This is a genomic window from Humibacillus xanthopallidus, from assembly GCF_006716675.1.
GTDB classification, from domain to species: domain Bacteria; phylum Actinomycetota; class Actinomycetes; order Actinomycetales; family Dermatophilaceae; genus Humibacillus; species Humibacillus xanthopallidus_B.
In genome coordinates this window covers 1170171-1187047 of record NZ_VFPM01000001.1, presented here as the reverse complement: position 1 = coordinate 1187047, position 16877 = coordinate 1170171, and the positions used below count along the sequence as shown (strand labels likewise).

General features: G+C 69.4%; 16 protein-coding genes and 1 tRNA gene. 7 read left to right on the top strand and 10 right to left on the bottom strand.

Annotation, left to right across the window (positions count from 1 at the left end; genetic code table 11):
- Positions 1-22: 22 nt before the first annotated feature.
- The 5 genes from FBY41_RS05090 to FBY41_RS05070 are packed head-to-tail and all read right to left on the bottom strand — an operon-like array spanning position 23 to position 5828.
- On the bottom strand, positions 23-1042 hold the full coding sequence (locus FBY41_RS05090) for an NAD(P)-dependent alcohol dehydrogenase (RefSeq protein ID WP_141842263.1): 1020 nt from the start codon (positions 1040-1042) through the stop codon (positions 23-25).
- Positions 1043-1052: 10 nt separating this feature from the next.
- Positions 1053-2561, bottom strand: a complete 1509-nt coding sequence (locus FBY41_RS05085) for a mannitol dehydrogenase family protein (protein WP_141842262.1) — start codon at positions 2559-2561, stop codon at positions 1053-1055.
- Positions 2558-3472 carry a carbohydrate ABC transporter permease gene (locus FBY41_RS05080; RefSeq protein WP_141842261.1) on the bottom strand — a complete coding sequence of 305 codons (915 nt, stop codon included), beginning with the start codon at positions 3470-3472 and terminating at the stop codon, positions 2558-2560. The genes FBY41_RS05085 and FBY41_RS05080 overlap by 4 nt, the downstream gene beginning before the upstream one ends.
- Positions 3469-4419 carry a carbohydrate ABC transporter permease gene (locus FBY41_RS05075; RefSeq protein ID WP_141842260.1) on the bottom strand — a complete coding sequence of 317 codons (951 nt, stop codon included), beginning with the start codon at positions 4417-4419 and terminating at the stop codon, positions 3469-3471. Before FBY41_RS05075 ends, FBY41_RS05080 begins: the two co-directional genes overlap by 4 nt.
- The gene (locus FBY41_RS05070) at positions 4416-5828 is read right to left on the bottom strand and encodes an ABC transporter substrate-binding protein (protein ID WP_141842259.1); all 1413 of its coding nucleotides are present in this window, start codon (positions 5826-5828) and stop codon (positions 4416-4418) included. The genes FBY41_RS05075 and FBY41_RS05070 overlap by 4 nt, the downstream gene beginning before the upstream one ends.
- A 113-nt stretch (positions 5829-5941) precedes the next feature.
- On the opposite strand from FBY41_RS05070, the gene FBY41_RS05065 reads away from it, so the two are divergent.
- The 3 genes from FBY41_RS05065 (at position 5942) to pntB (ending at position 10055) form a co-directional block, all read left to right on the top strand.
- Entirely contained in the window at positions 5942-6913 is a 972-nt protein-coding gene (locus FBY41_RS05065) for a sugar-binding transcriptional regulator (RefSeq protein WP_185748895.1), read from the top strand.
- Positions 6914-7100: 187 nt separating this feature from the next.
- Positions 7101-8666, top strand: a complete 1566-nt coding sequence (locus FBY41_RS05060; protein ID WP_141842257.1) for a Re/Si-specific NAD(P)(+) transhydrogenase subunit alpha — start codon at positions 7101-7103, stop codon at positions 8664-8666.
- A gap of 3 nt (positions 8667-8669) precedes the next feature.
- Positions 8670-10055, top strand: a complete 1386-nt coding sequence (pntB, locus tag FBY41_RS05055; RefSeq protein WP_141842256.1) for a Re/Si-specific NAD(P)(+) transhydrogenase subunit beta — start codon at positions 8670-8672, stop codon at positions 10053-10055.
- A 187-nt stretch (positions 10056-10242) separates the two neighbouring features.
- Here the strand turns inward: pntB and FBY41_RS05050 are convergent, their stop codons facing one another.
- The 3 genes from FBY41_RS05050 to FBY41_RS23295 all read right to left on the bottom strand — a co-directional run bounded on the left by FBY41_RS05050 (position 10243) and on the right by FBY41_RS23295 (position 12952).
- On the bottom strand, positions 10243-11748 hold the full coding sequence (locus FBY41_RS05050) for an amino acid permease (RefSeq protein WP_141842255.1): 1506 nt from the start codon (positions 11746-11748) through the stop codon (positions 10243-10245).
- 109 nt (positions 11749-11857) lie between these two features.
- Positions 11858-12727 (bottom strand): PH domain-containing protein, encoded by an 870-nt coding sequence (locus FBY41_RS05045; protein WP_141842254.1) that lies wholly within the window; start codon positions 12725-12727, stop codon positions 11858-11860.
- Between the two features lie 54 nt (positions 12728-12781).
- Complete coding sequence (locus FBY41_RS23295; protein WP_185748894.1) at positions 12782-12952, bottom strand: hypothetical protein; 171 nt, start codon at positions 12950-12952, stop codon at positions 12782-12784.
- A 148-nt stretch (positions 12953-13100) separates the two neighbouring features.
- On the opposite strand from FBY41_RS23295, the gene FBY41_RS05040 reads away from it, so the two are divergent.
- On the top strand, positions 13101-14084 hold the full coding sequence (locus FBY41_RS05040; protein ID WP_260439564.1) for a small ribosomal subunit Rsm22 family protein: 984 nt from the start codon (positions 13101-13103) through the stop codon (positions 14082-14084).
- Positions 14085-14108: 24 nt separating this feature from the next.
- On the opposite strand, the gene upp is transcribed toward FBY41_RS05040, so the two are convergent.
- Complete coding sequence (gene upp, locus FBY41_RS05035) at positions 14109-14747, bottom strand: uracil phosphoribosyltransferase (protein ID WP_141842253.1); 639 nt, start codon at positions 14745-14747, stop codon at positions 14109-14111.
- A 17-nt stretch (positions 14748-14764) separates the two neighbouring features.
- On the opposite strand from upp, the gene FBY41_RS05030 reads away from it, so the two are divergent.
- Complete coding sequence (locus tag FBY41_RS05030) at positions 14765-15277, top strand: nucleoside deaminase (protein WP_141842252.1); 513 nt, start codon at positions 14765-14767, stop codon at positions 15275-15277.
- 11 nt (positions 15278-15288) lie between these two features.
- A tRNA-Ser gene (locus tag FBY41_RS05025) sits at positions 15289-15378 on the top strand.
- Positions 15379-15533: 155 nt separating this feature from the next.
- On the opposite strand, the gene FBY41_RS05020 is transcribed toward FBY41_RS05025, so the two are convergent.
- Positions 15534-16049: a hypothetical protein gene (locus FBY41_RS05020; RefSeq protein ID WP_141842251.1), complete on the bottom strand. Its 516-nt coding sequence runs from the start codon at positions 16047-16049 to the stop codon at positions 15534-15536.
- Between FBY41_RS05020 and FBY41_RS05015 the strand changes: the two genes are divergently transcribed.
- The gene (locus FBY41_RS05015; RefSeq protein WP_311769355.1) at positions 16041-16775 is read left to right on the top strand and encodes a GNAT family N-acetyltransferase; all 735 of its coding nucleotides are present in this window, start codon (positions 16041-16043) and stop codon (positions 16773-16775) included. The two genes, FBY41_RS05020 and FBY41_RS05015, sit on opposite strands and share 9 nt — an antisense overlap.
- Positions 16776-16877 lie beyond the last annotated feature (102 nt).

The window sequence follows — 16877 nt, the reverse complement described above, 5'->3', positions numbered from 1 at the left end:
CCGGGGGTCAGTGGCCGCGGCGTCACCGCTGCGGCAGGATGACGGCCTTGATCGCCCTCGGGTCGGCGCGTCCGGCCACGAGGGCCTCGGCCGTCTGGTCGAGCGTATGCCTTGAGGACACCAGGCGGTCGAGGTGCACCCTGCCGGCTGCCGCGAGACCGATCGCCGTCGGCCAGGTGTTGGCGTAGCGGAACGTTCCCGTCACGACGAGCTCGCGCTCCTGGATCGTAGAGAGCGGCAGCGTGACCTCGTCTCCCCCCATCCCCACGAGCACGGCCCGGCCGGCCGGCGCGAGGGCCCGGACCGCCTGGTGGGTGACGCCGGGGTGGCCGGTGCACTCGATGAGGGCCTCGGGCGCACCCTCGCCGAAAGCTGCCGAGAGGTCGTCGACGGTCGGGTTGACGGTGCGCGTCGCGCCGAGCTCGGCCGCCACCGCCAGCCGGTCGTCGTTGACGTCGACGACCGTGATCTCGACCGCGCCCGCGGCGAGGGCGACCTGCACGGCCACGAGCCCGATCGTGCCCGCACCCGTGACGAGCACGTGGCTGCCGACGCCGACCGCGGCCTTGCGCGCGGACCAGATGCCGACCGACAGCGGCTCGAGCAGGGCGGCCGCCTCGTCCGAGACCGTGTCGGGCACCGGGTGGGCGAACGCCTCGTGGACCACGACGAGCTCGGCGAGCGAGCCGTCGATCGGGGGCGTGGCGTGGAAGCGCATCCTCGCGCAGAGGTTGTAGCGCCCGGCGAGGCACTGCTCGCACGACCGGCAGGGCACACCGGGCTCGATCGAGACCCGCTGACCGACGCGAGCGGCGTCCACCCCGGCCCCCACGGCGTCGATGACGCCGCTCGCCTCGTGGCCGAGCACGAGGGGCGCCTCGACGACGAAGCTGCCGATGCGGCCGTGGTCGAAGTAGTGGGTGTCGGACCCACACACCCCGACGGCGGCGACCCGCACCCGCACCTCGCCCGGCCCCGGCTCGGGTGAAGGCCGTTCGATGATCTCGACCTCACCCGGCCGGTTCAGCACTGCGACGCGCATGGGGCTCCTTTCACTCGTCGGTGCCGCGAGCGGCATACGTCTCGAGCGTCGCGCGGGCGCCGCGCTCGTGCAGGCTGGCCAGCGCGGCGGCATACGCCGTCGTGAAGCGCGCGTCGTCGACGAGGTCGCCGAAGAGGTCGCGGTCGCGGAGGAAGGCGAGGTGATCGCCCTCGCGCTGGCGTGCCGCGGCCGCGGTGACGCGGTCCTTGACCCGGTCGACGATCTCGATGGGGTCGCCCTGCTCGTCGACCCCCTCGGCGTAGCGGGCCCACGATGCGACGACGAGGGCCGAGCGGTCGATCTCGCCACCGGTCTCGAGGTTGCGCCGGATGACGGGCACGAGCCACTTGGGGATGCGGTCAGAGCTCTCGGCGCAGAGACGGGCGAGGGTGTCACGCACCTCCGGGTTGGCGAAGCGCTCGATGAGCTGGTGCCGGTAGGCGTCGAGGTCGACGCCCGGCACCTCGGGCAGCGTCGGGCTGCCCTCGTGCTCCATGTAGCCGAGCAGGAAGTCGACGAAGAGCGGATCCTGGCAGACCTCGTGCGCGTAGCGGTAGCCGGAGAGGTAACCGAGGTAGCACAGCGCCTGGTGGCTCGCGTTGAGCAGCCGCAGCTTCATCAGCTCGTAGGGCACGACGTCGTCGACGAGCTGCACCCCCGCGTCCTCCAGGGGCGGCCGGCCGTCGGTGAAGTGGTCCTCGAGGACCCACTGCGTGAACGGCTCGCAGACGACAGGCCAGCCGTCGACGACCCCGACGTCGGCGGCGAGCCGCTCGACGTCCTCCGTCGCCGTGACCGGGGTGATGCGGTCGACCATGGCGTTGGGGAAGGCGACGTGCTCGTCCATCCAGTCCGCGAGGGCGGGGTCCTTGAGCCGCGCGAAGGCCGTCATCATCCGCCGTGCGACGTCACCGTTGCCGGGCAGGTTGTCGCACGACATGACGGTGAACGGTGTCGCGCCCGCGGCGCGCCGAGCCGCGAGCCCGGCGACGACGTAGCCGAAGACCGTGCTCGGCAGGGCGCCCTCCTGCAGGTCGGCCCGGATCGCCGGGTCGCTGTCGTCGAACTCACCGGTCACCTGGTTGACGAGGTAGCCGCCCTCGGTGATCGTCAGCGAGACGATCCTCGTGCGCGGGTCGGCCAGCCGGTCGACGACGGCCTGCGGGTCGTCGGGGGCGAACATCGTCTCGACGATGCTGCCGATGACGCGGGGCTCGCGGTGGCCGTCCGGGTGCTTGACGACGAGCGTGTAGAGGCCGTCCTGGGCGCGGAGCGTGTCGATGATCCGGCGATCGTGGGGGAGGGCCCCCACGCCGCAGATGCCCCAGTCGAGGGCCTCGCCGTCGTTCATCAGCCGGTCGAGATACATCGCCTCGTGGGCGCGGTGGAAGCCGCCGACACCGAAGTGCACGATCGCTGCCGTGACCGCACCGCGGTCGTATGCCGGCCGGCCCACCTCCGGCGGCAGGGCGGCATACGTCTCGGCTGAGAGGGGGGTCGTCGTGGAGGCCCGCGTCATCGCACCGCACCCATCGACAGGCCCTGGACGAGCTTGTCCTGGGCGGCGAAGCCGGCCGCGAGGACCGGGAGCGAGACGATGAGCGAGGCCGCGCAGACCTTCGCGAGGAAGAGCCCCTGGCTCGTCACGAAGCCGGTGAGGAAGACCGGGGCCGTGCCCGCCACCGTGCCGGTGAGCACCCGCGCCAGCAGCAGCTCGTTCCAGCTGAAGATGAAGCAGATCAGCGCTGCCGAGGCGATGCCCGGCATGACGACGGGGGCGATGACCTCGCGCAGGGTCCGCACGAGCCCGGCGCCGTCGACCTGCGCGGCCTCGAGCATCTCGGCCGGCACCTCCGCGAGGAAGGAGCGCAGCATCCAGATCGCGATGGGCAGGTTCATCGCCGTGTAGAGCACGATGAGCCACCAGATGTTGTCGAGCAGGTGGACCTTCTGCGCGAAGAGGTAGAGCGGCAGGATGCCCGCGACGATCGGCAGCATCTTCGTGCTGAGGAAGAAGAACAGCACGTCGGTCCACTTGCGCACCGGCCGGATCGACAGGGCGTAGGCCGCCGGGAAGGCCAGCAGGATCACGAGGATCGTCGAGATGATGCTCGCCGTCAGCGAGTTGAGCAGTGACGGCCACGGCCCGGCCGCGAAGAACGACTGGTAGCCCTCGAGGCTGAGCGGGGCGAAGACGTCGGGAGGGTTCTTCGCCGCGTCGGTCTCCTTGTGGAACGAGGTCAGCACCATCCAGAAGACCGGCAGCGCGAAGAGCAGGCCGACGATCCAGGCCAGCACCCCCAGCAGGGCGGCCTTCTTGGGCGGCTTGCGGTGACGGATCTCCGACGGGTCCATCGCGGTCGGCCTTGCGGACGAGACGGGTGCGGCCGGGCGGTCCGGGGTGGCCTTTGCAGACGATGCGGTGCTCATCGGGACTCCTCCTTGAACAGGCTGAACACGGTGCGCAGAGCGAACGTCGCGATGGCGATCGTGGCGATCACGACGACGACGCCTGCGGCAGAGGCGCGCCCGTAGTCCTGGGCGGTGTAGAAGGTCTGGTAGATGTAATAGGGCAGGTTGGCCGTGCCGAGCCCGCCCGAGGTGATCGTGAAGACGTGGTCGAAGTTCTGCACGACGTAGATCGCTCCGAGCAGTCCCGAGAGCTCGATGTACTGGCGCAGGTGCGGCAGGGTCATGCTCTTGAAGATCTGCCAGCTGCCGGCACCGTCGATGCGGGCGGCCTCGACGACGTCGAGGGGTCGGCTCTGCAGCCCGGCCAGCAGGATGAGCATCATGAACGGGGTCCACTGCCAGACGAGGGCGGCGATGATCGACCACAGGGGGTTGTTCGTGATCCAGTCAGGCTGGGGTGCATCGGGACCGAAGACCCACTTCAGCAGACCGTTGAAGAGGCCGTACTCCGGGTTGTAGAGCGCGTGCTTCCAGAGCAGTGCCGCGGCCACCGGCACGATGAGGAACGGCATGATCATCAGGGTGCGCACGACACCGCGGCCGCGGAACTTGCGGTCGAGCAGGATGGCGATGCCGAGGCCCAGCAGGAGGCTGATGCCGACCACGCCGACCGTCAGGAGCACGGTGACGACGACGGCCTGGCGCGCGTTCTCGTCGGTGAAGACGCGCTTGAAGTTGTCGAGGCCGGCGAAGCCGCGCTCCTCGGGGTAGTAGGCGTTCCAGTTCATGAACGAGATGACGAGCGTCCCGAGGAAGGGCAGCTGCGTCATGATGATGACGAAGATGAGAGCGGGCAGCAGCGGCGCGCGCCGGGCCCAGTCACCAGCCTTCGCCAGCTGCGTCGAGCGCTGCTGCTCGGGGGCAGGCGCTGACGAGACCTCGGTGGTCGTGGTTGCGGTGCTCACTGTTCCTCCCGTGACTGGTAGCGCTCGGCGACGTCGGCGGCGAGCTTCTGGCCCTTGTCGAGGGCTTCGTCGACCGTCGTCTTGCCGGCGATGGCGGCGCTGACGTCCTGGCTGACCTGGGTGCCGAGATCGGGGAACTCGGGGATGTCGACGAACTGGATGCCGAGCGCGGGCCGTGGCTGCACGCCGGGGTTGGCCGGGTCGGCGGACTCGATGGCTGCCTTCGTCGGAGCGGCGAAGGCGCCGGCCTCCTCGAGGTAGTCGGGGTTGTCATAGGTGGAGGCGCGCTTGCCGGCAGGCACGCGTGACCAGCCGAGCTTCTCGCCGACGAGCTGCTCGTAGTCCTTGCCCGAGGCCCAGGAGATGAACTTCCAGGCGTTCTCCTGCTTCGTGCTCGCCGCCTGGATGCTCCACGACCAGGCGTAGAGCCAGCCGGAGCTCGCTGTCTTGACGACGGGTGCCGCGGCATAGCCGATCTTGCCGCGGACCGGTGAGTCCTTCGCCTCGAGGGAGCCCGCGGCCGAGGTCGCGTCGTACCACATGGCGACAGACCCCTGGGAGAGGTTGTTGAGGCACTCGGTGAAGCCGGCCTGCGGAGCGCCGTTCTCGCCGTGCTGACGCACGAGGTCGACGTAGAAGTTGGTCGCCTCCTTGAACTCGGCGGCGTTGACCTTGGGCGTCCAGTCCTTCTCGAACCAGGTGCCGCCGAAGGTGTTGACCACCGTGGTCAACGGTGCGAAGAGCTGGCCCCAGCCGGGCTGGCCGCGCAGGCAGATGCCGGCCATGCCGGGCTCGGCGCCGTCGACCTTGGCGGCGATGTCGGCGACCTGCTGCCACGTCGGGTTGGCGGGCATCGTCAGGCCCTTGGCGGCGAGGACGTCCTTGCGGTACATGAGGAACGAGGACTCGCCGTAGAACGGCTCGCCGTAGACCTTGCCCTCGGACGAGAGCGAGACCTGCATGGGCTTCAGGATGTCGGCCTGGTCGAAGGCGGTGTCCTTGGCGATGAAGTCGTCGAGGGGGCTGATCCACTTCGCCTTGGCATAGATCGGGATCTCGAAGTTGCTGAGGCTCGCGACGTCGTACTGACCTGCCTGGCTCGTGAACTCCTGGCTGATCTTGTCGCGCACGTCGTTCTCGGGCAGGACCGTGAAGTTGACCTTGATGCCGGTCTTCGCGGTGAAGTTGTCGGCCGTCAGCTGCTGGAGGTCGACCATCTGGGGGTTGTTGACCATGAGGACGTTGATGGCGTCGTCGCTGCCGCCCTGGCCGACCGCGCCCCAGCCGGCGCAGGCGGAGAGGCTCGCGACGAGCCCGGTGCTGAGTGCTGCCGCGGCGACGGCCGTGGGCCGCCTGCGAGTGCCGTGTCGGATCGGTCGCACGATGGCTCCTCCTTGAGTGCTGCTCATTTGAGCATTGCAGTGCACATATGAGTAAAGTGACTCGCGTCACGTGTGTCAACAGGTCGTCCGAGATCGGGAGTCTTGCCACGGCGGCGACACGGAGGCAGCACACTGTGGGCGTGAGGGAGACGGGGATGGAGCGACGGGGACCGGCCGAGCTCGTGATGGCTGCTGCCGTCGCGCGTCGCCACTACCTCGCCGGTCGGTCGAAGATCGAGATCGCCGAGGAGCTCGGGATCAGCCGCTTCAAGGTCGCCCGGCTGCTCGACTTCGCCCGCGAGCGCGGCATGGTGCGCATCGAGATCGTCGCGGAGGGCGACATCGACCTCGACCGCTCGGCTCGCCTGCAGGAGACCTTCGGGCTGCGCCACGCCATCGTCGTCGACGGCACGGGACTCGACTTCCACACGCTGAGCGAGCACCTGGGCGAGGCGACCTCGCGACTGCTCAGCGAGATCCTCGTCGAGGGCGACGTGCTCGGCCTGCCGTGGGCGCGCTCGATCGACCTCATGACGCAGTCGTTGCGCCACCTGCCGCCCGTCGACGTCGTGCAGCTCTCCGGCGCGATGGAGGTGCCGGGGGTCAACAGCAGCGCCGTCGACATCGTGCGCCGGGCCGCGCAGGTGACCGGCGGGGCGTCGTCGATCTTCCACGCGCCCCTGCTGCTCGACAGCGACGTCGCCGCGAGCACCATCCGCCGCGACGGTCCCGTGGCTCGCGGCCTGGCGCAGGCTGCCCGCGTCACCACGGCGGTGATGGGCGTCGGCGCCTGGGCCCCGGGCCTCTCGACGATCTACGACGCGGTCTCGCCCGCCGACCGCGAGGAGTGCCTGGCCGCTGGAGTCGTGGGTGAGATCGGGGGCCGCTTCTTCAACGCGCGCGGTGAGCTCATCGAGGCGCCCCTGAGTGGACGCATCATCACCATCGGCGCCGACGAGCTGCGTGCCATCCCCGAGGTCATCGGCATCGTCTCGGGTCGGCCCAAGGCCGCGGCGGTCGGAGCGGCCCTGCGGGGCGGGCTCGTCAACGCCCTCGTCGCCGACGTCGTGCACGCCGATGCCCTGCTCGACGAGGCCGGCGCCACTCGTTGAGGCCGGCCGCGCCCGGTCGCGCCCGGTGAGGTGCGGCCTCCGGGCGACCCGCCCGTGCCCAGCATCAGAGACAGCGGGAGCCAACCGACCGGCATACGTGTGATTTGGGCATCTGCGCGCCCCCTACCGGCCGGTCGTGCTCTAGGTTCGGGAACCAGTCCCTGCCCCTCAGTGCGAAGGAGTCACCGTGCTCATCGGTGTCCCACGAGAGAGTCGTCCCCGTGAGACGCGGGTCGCGGCGACCCCCAAGACCGTCGGCCAGCTCGTCGGGCTCGGGTACGACGTCGTCATCGAGAGCGGCGCGGGTGCGCTCGCGAGCTTCGACGACGAGGCGTATGCCGCCGCGGGGGCTCGCGTCGCCGGCGCGGAGGAGGCGTGGGGCGCGGACATCGTCCACAAGGTCAACGCGCCGAGCGACGAGGAGATCGGGCGGCTGCGCGCCGGCACGGTGCTCGTCTCGCTCCTGGCGCCGGCCCTCAGCCCCGAGCTCGTCGAGAAGCTGCGCGCCGCCGGCGTGACGGCCATGGCGATGGATGCCGTGCCGCGCATCAGCCGCGCCCAGTCGCTCGACGTGCTCTCGTCGATGGCCAACATCGCGGGCTACCGGGCCGTCGTCGAGGCGGCGCACGAGTTCGGGTCGTTCTTCACCGGCCAGGTCACCGCCGCAGGCAAGGTGCCGCCGGCCAAGGTGCTCGTCGCCGGAGCCGGCGTGGCGGGTCTGGCCGCGATCGGCACGGCGCGCTCGCTCGGTGCCATCGTGCGGGCGACCGACGCCCGGGCAGAGGTGGCAGAGCAGGTCGAGTCGATGGGCGCCGAGTTCCTCGCCGTGCAGATGCCCGAGGTCGACGCGGCCACCGCGTCGTCCGACGGCTACGCCAAGGAGATGGGGGAGGAGTACAACCGCCGCGCCGCGGAGCTGTATGCCGCCCAGGTCCCTGACTCCGACATCGTCGTGACGACGGCCCTCATCCCCGGGCGACCGGCGCCACGCCTCATCACGGCCGAGATGGTCGCGGCGATGAAGCCGGGCTCGGTCATCGTCGACATGGCCGCCTCCAACGGCGGCAACGTCGAGGGGTCCGTGGCCGACGAGATGGTCCTCAGCGCGAACGGCGTGCGGATCATCGGCTACACCGACCTTGCTGCTCGGCTGCCCACGCAGGCGTCGCAGCTCTACGGCACGAACCTCGTCAACCTCATGAAGCTGCTGACGCCCGGCAAGGACGGGCAGCTCGTGCTCGACTTCGACGACGTCGTGCAGCGCAACATGACCGTGGCGCGTGACGGCGAGCTGCTGTGGCCGCCGCCCGCGATTCAGGTCTCGGCGGCGCCGGTGGCCGCGCCGACCACAGCTGCCGCGGTGGCCAAAGCGCCTGAGACGCCGAAGGATCCGAGACGCAGGTATGTCGGCATGGCGGTCGGTGCGGTGGTCTTCGCGCTCATCGCCGCCGTGTCGCCGGCGAGCTTCCTCGGACACTTCACGGTCTTCGCCCTCGCGGTCGTCATCGGCTACTACGTCATCGGCAACGTCCACCACGCCCTGCACACCCCGCTGATGTCGGTGACCAACGCGATCAGCGGCATCATCGTCGTCGGGGCCCTGCTGCAGCTGGGCACGACGTCCACCTCGGGTGGGGCCACCTCCACCGTGATCCTCGTCCTCGCCTTCATCGCCACGCTCATCGCGAGCATCAACATCTTCGGAGGGTTCACGGTGACCCGCCGCATGCTCACGATGTTCCGGAAGGGCTGACCTGTGACCGACGTCAGCAGCGCTCTCATCCAGGCCGCCTACATCGTTGCGGCCCTGCTCTTCATCCTCTCGCTCGCGGGGCTCTCGAAGCACGAGACGGCCCGCGACGGCAACGTCCTCGGCATGATCGGCATGGCGATCGCCCTCGTCGCGACGCTCTGGCTGGCCCTGCGCGACGCCGCCTGGTTCAACTGGGTCGCGATCATCGTCGCCATGGCGATCGGCGCGAGCATCGGCATCTGGCGCGCGCGCCGGGTCGAGATGACCGGCATGCCCGAGCTCATCGCGATGCTGCACTCGTTCGTCGGTGCGGCGGCGGTGCTCGTCGGCGTCAACACCTACCTCGCCGACGTGGGCGGCGGCGACGCGGTGCACCTCGTCGAGATCTTCCTCGGGGTGTTCATCGGTGCGGTGACCTTCACCGGCTCCATCGTCGCCTTCCTCAAGCTGTCGGCGCGGATCTCGAGCAAGCCGCTCATGCTGCCGGCGCGGCACTGGCTCAACCTCGCGGCGCTCGTCGCGTCTGCCGTGCTGCTCGTCTGGTTCGTCGCGTCGCACTCGATCGTGCCGCTGCTCGTCATGCTCGTCATCGCGTTGGCCTTCGGCTGGCACCTCGTGGCCTCGATCGGCGGCGGCGACATGCCCGTCGTCGTCTCGATGCTCAACAGCTACTCCGGGTGGGCGGCGGCCGCGGCCGGCTTCATGCTCGGCAACGACCTGCTCATCGTCACCGGCGCGCTCGTCGGCTCCTCCGGTGCCTACCTGTCCTACATCATGTGCAAGGCGATGAACCGCTCGTTCGTCTCGGTCATCGCCGGCGGTTTCGGCTCGGACGGCGCGGTGTCCAACGCCGACGTCGACTACGGCGAGCACCGCGAGACCAACGCCGAGGACGTCGCAGACCTGTTGACCCACTCGTCGTCGGTCGTCATCACGCCGGGCTACGGCATGGCTGTCGCGCAGGCGCAGTACCCCGTCGCCGAGCTCACGGCCAAGCTGCGGGAGCGGGGCGTCGACGTGCGCTTCGGCATCCACCCCGTCGCCGGTCGCCTGCCGGGGCACATGAACGTGCTGCTCGCCGAGGCGCGGGTGCCCTACGACATCGTGCTCGAGATGGACGAGATCAACCCCGACCTGCCCGACACCGACGTCGTGCTCGTCATCGGCGCCAACGACACCGTCAACCCCGCAGCGGCCGAGGACCCCACCTCACCGATCGCGGGCATGCCGGTGCTCGAGGTCTGGAAGGCGAGGGAGGTCGTCGTCTTCAAGCGCTCGATGGCTGCCGGCTATGCGGGGGTGCAGAACCCGCTCTTCTTCCGCGACAACAGCGCCATGCTCTTCGGTGATGCCAAGGAACGCGTCGAGGACATCATCAAGGCCCTCTGACCCGCTCACCCCCTGCTCCGCCCAGCGGAGCAGGGGTCGAGTGCTCACCTTCGGACGGTGCCGGGGTGTCGGGAACTGGGCACTCGATGGTGGGGGCTGGGTCGAGTGCTCACTTCCGTATGCGTGGTGCACGTCAGCCCGTCCGTGCGGTCACGGGCGGGCTGACGGTGTGCGCTGCGGTCGAAGGTCAGTGCTCCTTGATCATCTCCGGCGGCTCGGAGACGCTCTCGTCCTGTGTCGTCTCCAGCTTGCTGTGGTGCCTCGAGTAGAGGAAGTAGATGACGAAGCCGATGGCCATCCACACGAGGAACCGGAGCCACGTCTCGAGGCTGAGGTTGAGGATCAGGTAGAAGCAGAACGCCGCCGAGAGCCACGGGATCCACGGGTTGCCCGGCACCTTGAACGCCCGCTTGAGGTCGGGGCGACGCTTGCGCAGGATCGGCACGGCGAGCGACACGAGGATGAACGCCGACAGCGTCCCGATGTTGACCATCTCCTCGAGCGTGCCGATCGGCGTGATGCTCGCAGCGACGGCGACGGCCCCACCGATCATCAGGGTCAGCTTGACGGGCGTGCCGGTGCGGGGGTTGGTGACTCCCAGGCTGGGGGGAAGCAGCCGGTCGCGGCTCATGGCGAAGGTGACCCGGGTGGCGCCGATGATGAGCGTCATGACGACGGTCGTCAGGCCCGCCACCGCGCCCGCGGAGATGAGGGTCGCGTAGCCGTCCTTGCCGACGGCGACGAAGGCGTTGGCCAGGGCGGCCTTGGGGTCGATCTCGTTGTACGGCTGCATCCCGGTGATGACGAGGGCCACCGCGACGTAGAGGATCGTGCAGATGACGAGCGAGCCGATGATGCCTCGCGGCAGGTCTCGCTGCGGGTTCTTGGCCTCCTCGGCGGTCGTCGCGACGACGTCGAAGCCGATGTAGGCGAAGAAGACGAGCGCTGCGGCCGACATGATGCCGAGGATGCCGAAGGTGGCGGGTGTCATGCCGGTGATGAGCTGGATGACCGGGGCGTGGATGCCCTCGGAGCCCTTGGCTCCCGGAGCCGACGGCGGGATGAAGGGCGTCCAGTTGTCGCGGTTGATGAATCCGATGCCGGCGATGATGACGAAGAAGACGATGAAGAGCTTGACGCCGACGAGCACGAGGTTGACCCGCATCGACTCCTTGATCCCCTTGGCGACGAGCAGGGTCAGCGCGGCGACGAGGATGAAGGCGGGGACGTCGAAGTGCCAGCCCTCCGCCGGGCCCAAGGCAGCGGGCCAGGTGATGCCGAGCTGGTCGAGCAGGGTGACGAAGTAGGTCGACCAGCCCTGTGCGACGACGCTTGCGCCGAGCATGAGCTCGAGAAGCAGATCCCACCCGATGGCCCACGCGATGATCTCGCCGAGCGTGGCATAGCTGAACGTGTACGCCGATCCGGAGACGGGCACGGTCGAGGCGAACTCCGCGTAACAGATGGCCGCCAGGCCACACACCACGGCTCCGAGGATGAAGGAGTAGACGACTGCGGGGCCGGCATACTGCTGGGCGGCGCGCCCGGTGACGGTGAAGATACCGGCGCCGATGATGACACCGATGCCGAAGACGACCAGGTCGAGCGCCGACAGGCGCCGTTTCAGCTGGTGGTCGACTTCGTCGGCGGCGGCCAGGGACTGCTCGATCGACTTCGTGCGAAAGACACTCATACTGACCTCCGGGCGGTGGGTCGGGTCGGGTGATCTGACCCAAACTAGACCCGGGAGGCGCGCGGGGCGAGGGATGACCGCCGACGTGGACCAGGCGTGTTGACCCGCGTCAGGACTGGGGCCAGATGGGCCCGGTGTCGGCCCCGCGCCGGCGACGCTTGATGTCCTCGCTCTCGTAGACGGTCTCGCCGTCCTTGCGCTTCTGGATCGGCACGGCCCTGGAGTAGGAGTCGAGGCGCTCCTGGATCGGGTCGTGGGTGCCGTGGACGTCGGGGTAGGCCGAGTCGGAGGACTGCCGCGTGGTCGTGATCGGGCTGACCGGGGGTACGTAACCGCCCGGCACCGCTCCCGGGTAGCCGCCATAACCCGTGGAACCTCCCGCGCCCGGAGCTCCGGGTCCGCCCGGCCCGCCGGTGTCCCCGAAGTCATCGAGGTCGGGGTCGGCGTCGTCGCCGTCGACGGGCCCGGGAGGCGGCGCGATGTGGAAGATCTCGGCGCAGATGGCGCGGTACGTCTCGTCGGGGTGGGGCACCCACTTGATCTCACGCAGCGCCTGGTCCTGACCGGCACTCTCGAGGACGAAGCGGCCGTAGCCGAGGAACTGGCCGGGGATCGACCGGACGTAGCTCATGTCGGTCACCTTGATGAGCGGCATCATGGCGACCTTGTGCGTGATGATGCCGTAGCGCAGCAGGAGGCGCTTGTCCGTCGCGACGAACCAGTTGTGGTGCCAGTCGGCCAGCTGCCAGAGCATCCGCAGGACGAGGAAGATGAAGCCCAGCCACACGATCGTGCCGACTGCCTGCGTGCTGTGGGTGACGTTGGAGTCGACCCAGATCGCGACGATGAGTCCGAGGAACATCGAGACGATCGGCTCGGCGACGCTGACCCAGTGGGCGTGCACCGCGGTCACGAGCTTCTCGCCCGGCAGCAGGATGGGCTCGAGCCCTGCCGGGACCTCGTCGTGTCGCAGTGCCATGCCGATGACCTCCCCGTTCAGGCTAGACCGGTCGGGCGCCCGCGTGCGCCGGCCTCATCGGTTGAGGAGGGAGTTGAAGAACGTCAGGATCGAGTTGAACCCGTCGACGATGACGCCCCAGAGGTTGCCCACGATGTCGGCGGCCTTGGTGGGTGACGTGAAGACCGCGTAGACGAAGAACGCGAGCACGATGAACAGGATGACTTTCTTGGCCTTGCTGCCCACGATCAGTCGCTCCTCGGCTCTCGGGGGTGTGGCTGCGGTCCGACCCCAAACGGGCCACGGCACAGGGGTGGCACCAGTGTGCCGCAAGTGACGCGTGAGGTGTGGTTCGCGGCCCCGCGTGTTGCCGACCGGCCGCTAGTCTCCTGACGTGCCGCTGCCACCCCCGATGTATGCCGCCGCGTTGCGTGAGGCGATCGCCGACGTCACGCGCGGGGTGGGGTCTGCGGCGCTGGCATCGGCCACGGAGGCCCTCACCGGCCGTTACCGGTCGGTGGCGCCGGCTGGACCGCCGATCCTCGACTCGGCCGACCGGGTCGCTGCCTACGCCGCCTACCGGATGCCGGCGACGCATGCCGCCCTCGCCCGGGCTCTCCAGGCCGTGGCTGCGACCGGTGTCGAGCCCGTGAGTCACCTCGACCTCGGAGGCGGCACGGGGGCGGCGGCCTGGGCCAGCGCGGAGGTCTTCCCGTCGCTGCGGCAGATCACGGTGCTCGACCAGGCCGCGGAGGCGCTGCGGCTCGGCCAACGCCTCGTCGAGTCGGCGCCGGCCGAGGTCCTGCGACGAGCCGGCTTCGTCCGGGCCGTTGCCGGTGCGTGGCCGCGGGAGCCTGCCGACCTCGTCACCGTCTCCTATGTGCTCAGCGAGCTCGACGCATCGCAGCTGAAGCGGCTCGTCGCCGACGCCCTGTCGCTCGGCACGGTGGTGGTCGTCGTCGAGCCGGGAACGCCCGATGGCTACGAGCGGATCCTGCGAGCGCGCAACGCGATCCGCGACCTCGGGTGGCAGCTGCTCGGTCCGTGCCCGCATGACGCCGCCTGCCCGCTGGCGCCGGGGGACTGGTGCCACTTCTCGGCCCGGGTCAACCGCTCTGCCGAGCACCGCCGCATCAAGGGCGGTGCGCTCTCCTATGAGGACGAGAAGTTCTCGTGGGTCGCAGGAGCTCAGCCCGGAACCGTTGCCGCACAGGGGATTTCCGGCAGGATCCTGCGGCACCCGCTGAAGCGCAAGGGTTTTGTCGAGTTCCAGGTCTGCCGACCCGACGGCACCGCCGGCCGAGAGGTCATCTCGAAGAGGGAGGGTCAGCGGTATCGCGACGCTCGCGACGCGGAGTGGGGTGACGTGCTGCCGTGAGCGGACGGCATACGGAATCGGCTGTCAGACAGTGCCGTAGAGCCGGTCGCCGGCGTCGCCGAGGCCGGGGACGATGTAGCCCTTCTCGTTGAGCCGCTCGTCGATCGTGCCGGTCACGAGCTTGACGGGCACACCGGTGTCGGAGAGCGCGGACTCGAGGTGTGCGACACCTTCGGGTGCGGCGAGCAGACAGACGGCGGCGATGTCGTCGGCGCCGCGGTCGATGAGGTAGCGGATGGCATCGGCCATCGAGCCTCCCGTCGCGAGCATCGGGTCGAGGACGAAGACCTGGCGGCCCGTGAGGTCGTCGGGCAGCCGGTTCGCGTAGGTGACCGGCTCTAGGGTCTCCTCGTTGCGCTGCATGCCGAGGAACCCGACCTCGGCGCTCGGGAGGAGGCGGACCATGCCCTCGAGCATGCCGAGCCCCGCACGCAGGATCGGCACGATGAGCGGCTTGGGGTTGGAGAGCTTGATGCCGGTCGTCGGCGCCACGGGGGTCTCGATCTCGAACGGCTCGACGCGCACCTCACGGGTCGCCTCGTAGGCGAGGAGGGTCATGAGCTCCTCGGCGAGGCGTCGGAACGTCGGGCTGTCGGTCCGCTTGTCGCGCAGGTAGGTCAGCTTGTGGGCGATGAGCGGGTGGTCTGCGACGTGGACGTCCATGGGTGGAAACTTAGCGTGTGGCCAAGCATTCGCAGACCCCCTCGCGCAACGAGCCCGTGCCCGACGACGCCGAGGAGCGGTATGCCGCGTGGCTCGGCGAGGCGCTGACGCTCGCCTCCGCGGCGCGGAGCACGGGGGACGTGCCCGTCGGCGCGATCGTCGTCGACCCGGACGGGGTCGCCGTCGGGCGTGGACGCAACGAGCGGGAGGCGCACGGCGACCCGACCGCGCATGCGGAGGTCGTGGCGATCCGGGAGGCGGCGCGCGCCCTGGGCACGTGGCGGCTCGAGGGGTGCACCCTCGCGGTCAGCCTCGAGCCGTGCATCATGTGCGCCGGCGCGCTCATCGCGGCGAGGGTCGAGCTCGTCGTCTTCGGCGCCTGGGACCCCAAGGCGGGAGCGTGCGGATCCGTCTGGGACCTCACCCGCGACCCCCTCGCGACGCACAACGTCGAGGTCATCGGAGGGGTGCGGGCCGAGGAGTCGGCGGCCCTGCTGGTGGATTTCTTCGAGGGCCGCAGGCTCCGGTAAGGTCTCCTCTCGGTGGCGTGTCCGAGCGGCCTAAGGAGCACGCCTCGAAAGCGTGTGTGGGGGTAACTCCACCGTGGGTTCAAATCCCACCGCCACCGCCATGTGATGTCTCAAGACATCGGAAACTCCCCGAACCCACAGGGTTCGGGGAGTTTCGTCTGTGTGGGGCCGGCGGGTGCCGGTGTGAGGGTTGGGCACGTCCGCGGGGAGCCCCCGACAACGAGCCCGAGCCTCTTGGTGAGCGCACCGCGTACGTCTAGCCTCGATGCCCGAACCAGAGCTGGCGTACGCGTTGGGATTGTCCCGCGCGGTCGAGGTCGGTGACGTCCAGCTGGTGGTCGACCGGCAGAGGCGCGCTCTGGCCGTGGTGGAGGGACTCGAACTCCTCGTCCGTCAGGTACACCTTCCGGGTTCGAGCGCGCCGCCATGCCTCCTCCAGTGACACCGACAGCCGGACGACGAACACGCCGGGCACGAGGCGTCTGTACTCGGCAAGCGTCACCGCAGTGACGACGTCCGTCAGCGTCACGTTGAAGCCCGCGGAGGCGAAGTTGCCGGTGAGGGCTGCGGCGTTGCGGACACCCAGCAGCTGTTGGGCTCGACCTTCGGCGCCTTCCCATGGCGCAGCACCGCCGTTCTTGACCAGTTGCCGGATGTCGTCGACGTCCACGTATGCGGTACGGGGGATCGCCGCAGCCAAGGACGTTGCGGTGACCGTCTTGCCGACAGCCGGGCCGCCGGTGAGCAAGAGCGGCGCAAGGCGATGAGCCATGACGTCCAATGTACGAGCGCCGGCGGCGCCGTCCCACTCGAGCCGAGCCGCCCGATGCCATTGCGACGGGCCTGTCGTCGTCGAGGTCTAGCGTCTTGGTTAGTCGCTGTACGGCGACGGACAGACGTCCGGGTGCGGCAGGAGGGATCCAAAACGATGACCAGTGTGCGTGTGGTGCCGGCGACTGCTGAGAGATGGCCACAACTCGGGCGGGTCTTCGGTCCTCGGGAGAAGAACCCCGCATCGTGCTGGTGTCAACGCTTTCGTCGGCACGACGAAGCCACGAACCGAGACGCGCTGCGAGGTGAGATTCAGCAGGCAGATCCTCCCGTCGGTCTGTTGGCCTACCTGGACGGCGACGTGGTCGGCTGGACGCGAGTGGTGCCGCGGTCGACGCTGCCACGGATAGTCGAGCACCGGGCACTCGCCCGCATCCTTGATGATGACCCTGACGCGTGGTGGGTCTCCTGCTTTGTGGTTCGCCGCGAGCACCGGGGCAGCGGCATCGGAGTCGCTCTGCTCGAGGCTGCTGCGGACTGGGCGGCTCAGCACGGCGCATCGGTACTCGACGGTCACCCTGTCGACACCGACGGGCTCGCTCGAATCCCTTCCCCATCAGCAGTTTTCACGGGAACCCTCGCCATGTTCCGACGGGCGGGCTTTGCCGAGATCGGACGGACCTACCCGACCCGACCCGTGATGAGGCGCGAGCTCCTGCACCGTTAGCGTGCACGATGGCGAGAGGTCCAGCTCTCGTCTTCGTCGGGTCCTTCAGCGTTGATCGAGCACGGGGAGATGGAAGGAGCGCGGCGTCGGGAGTCCTCCTGC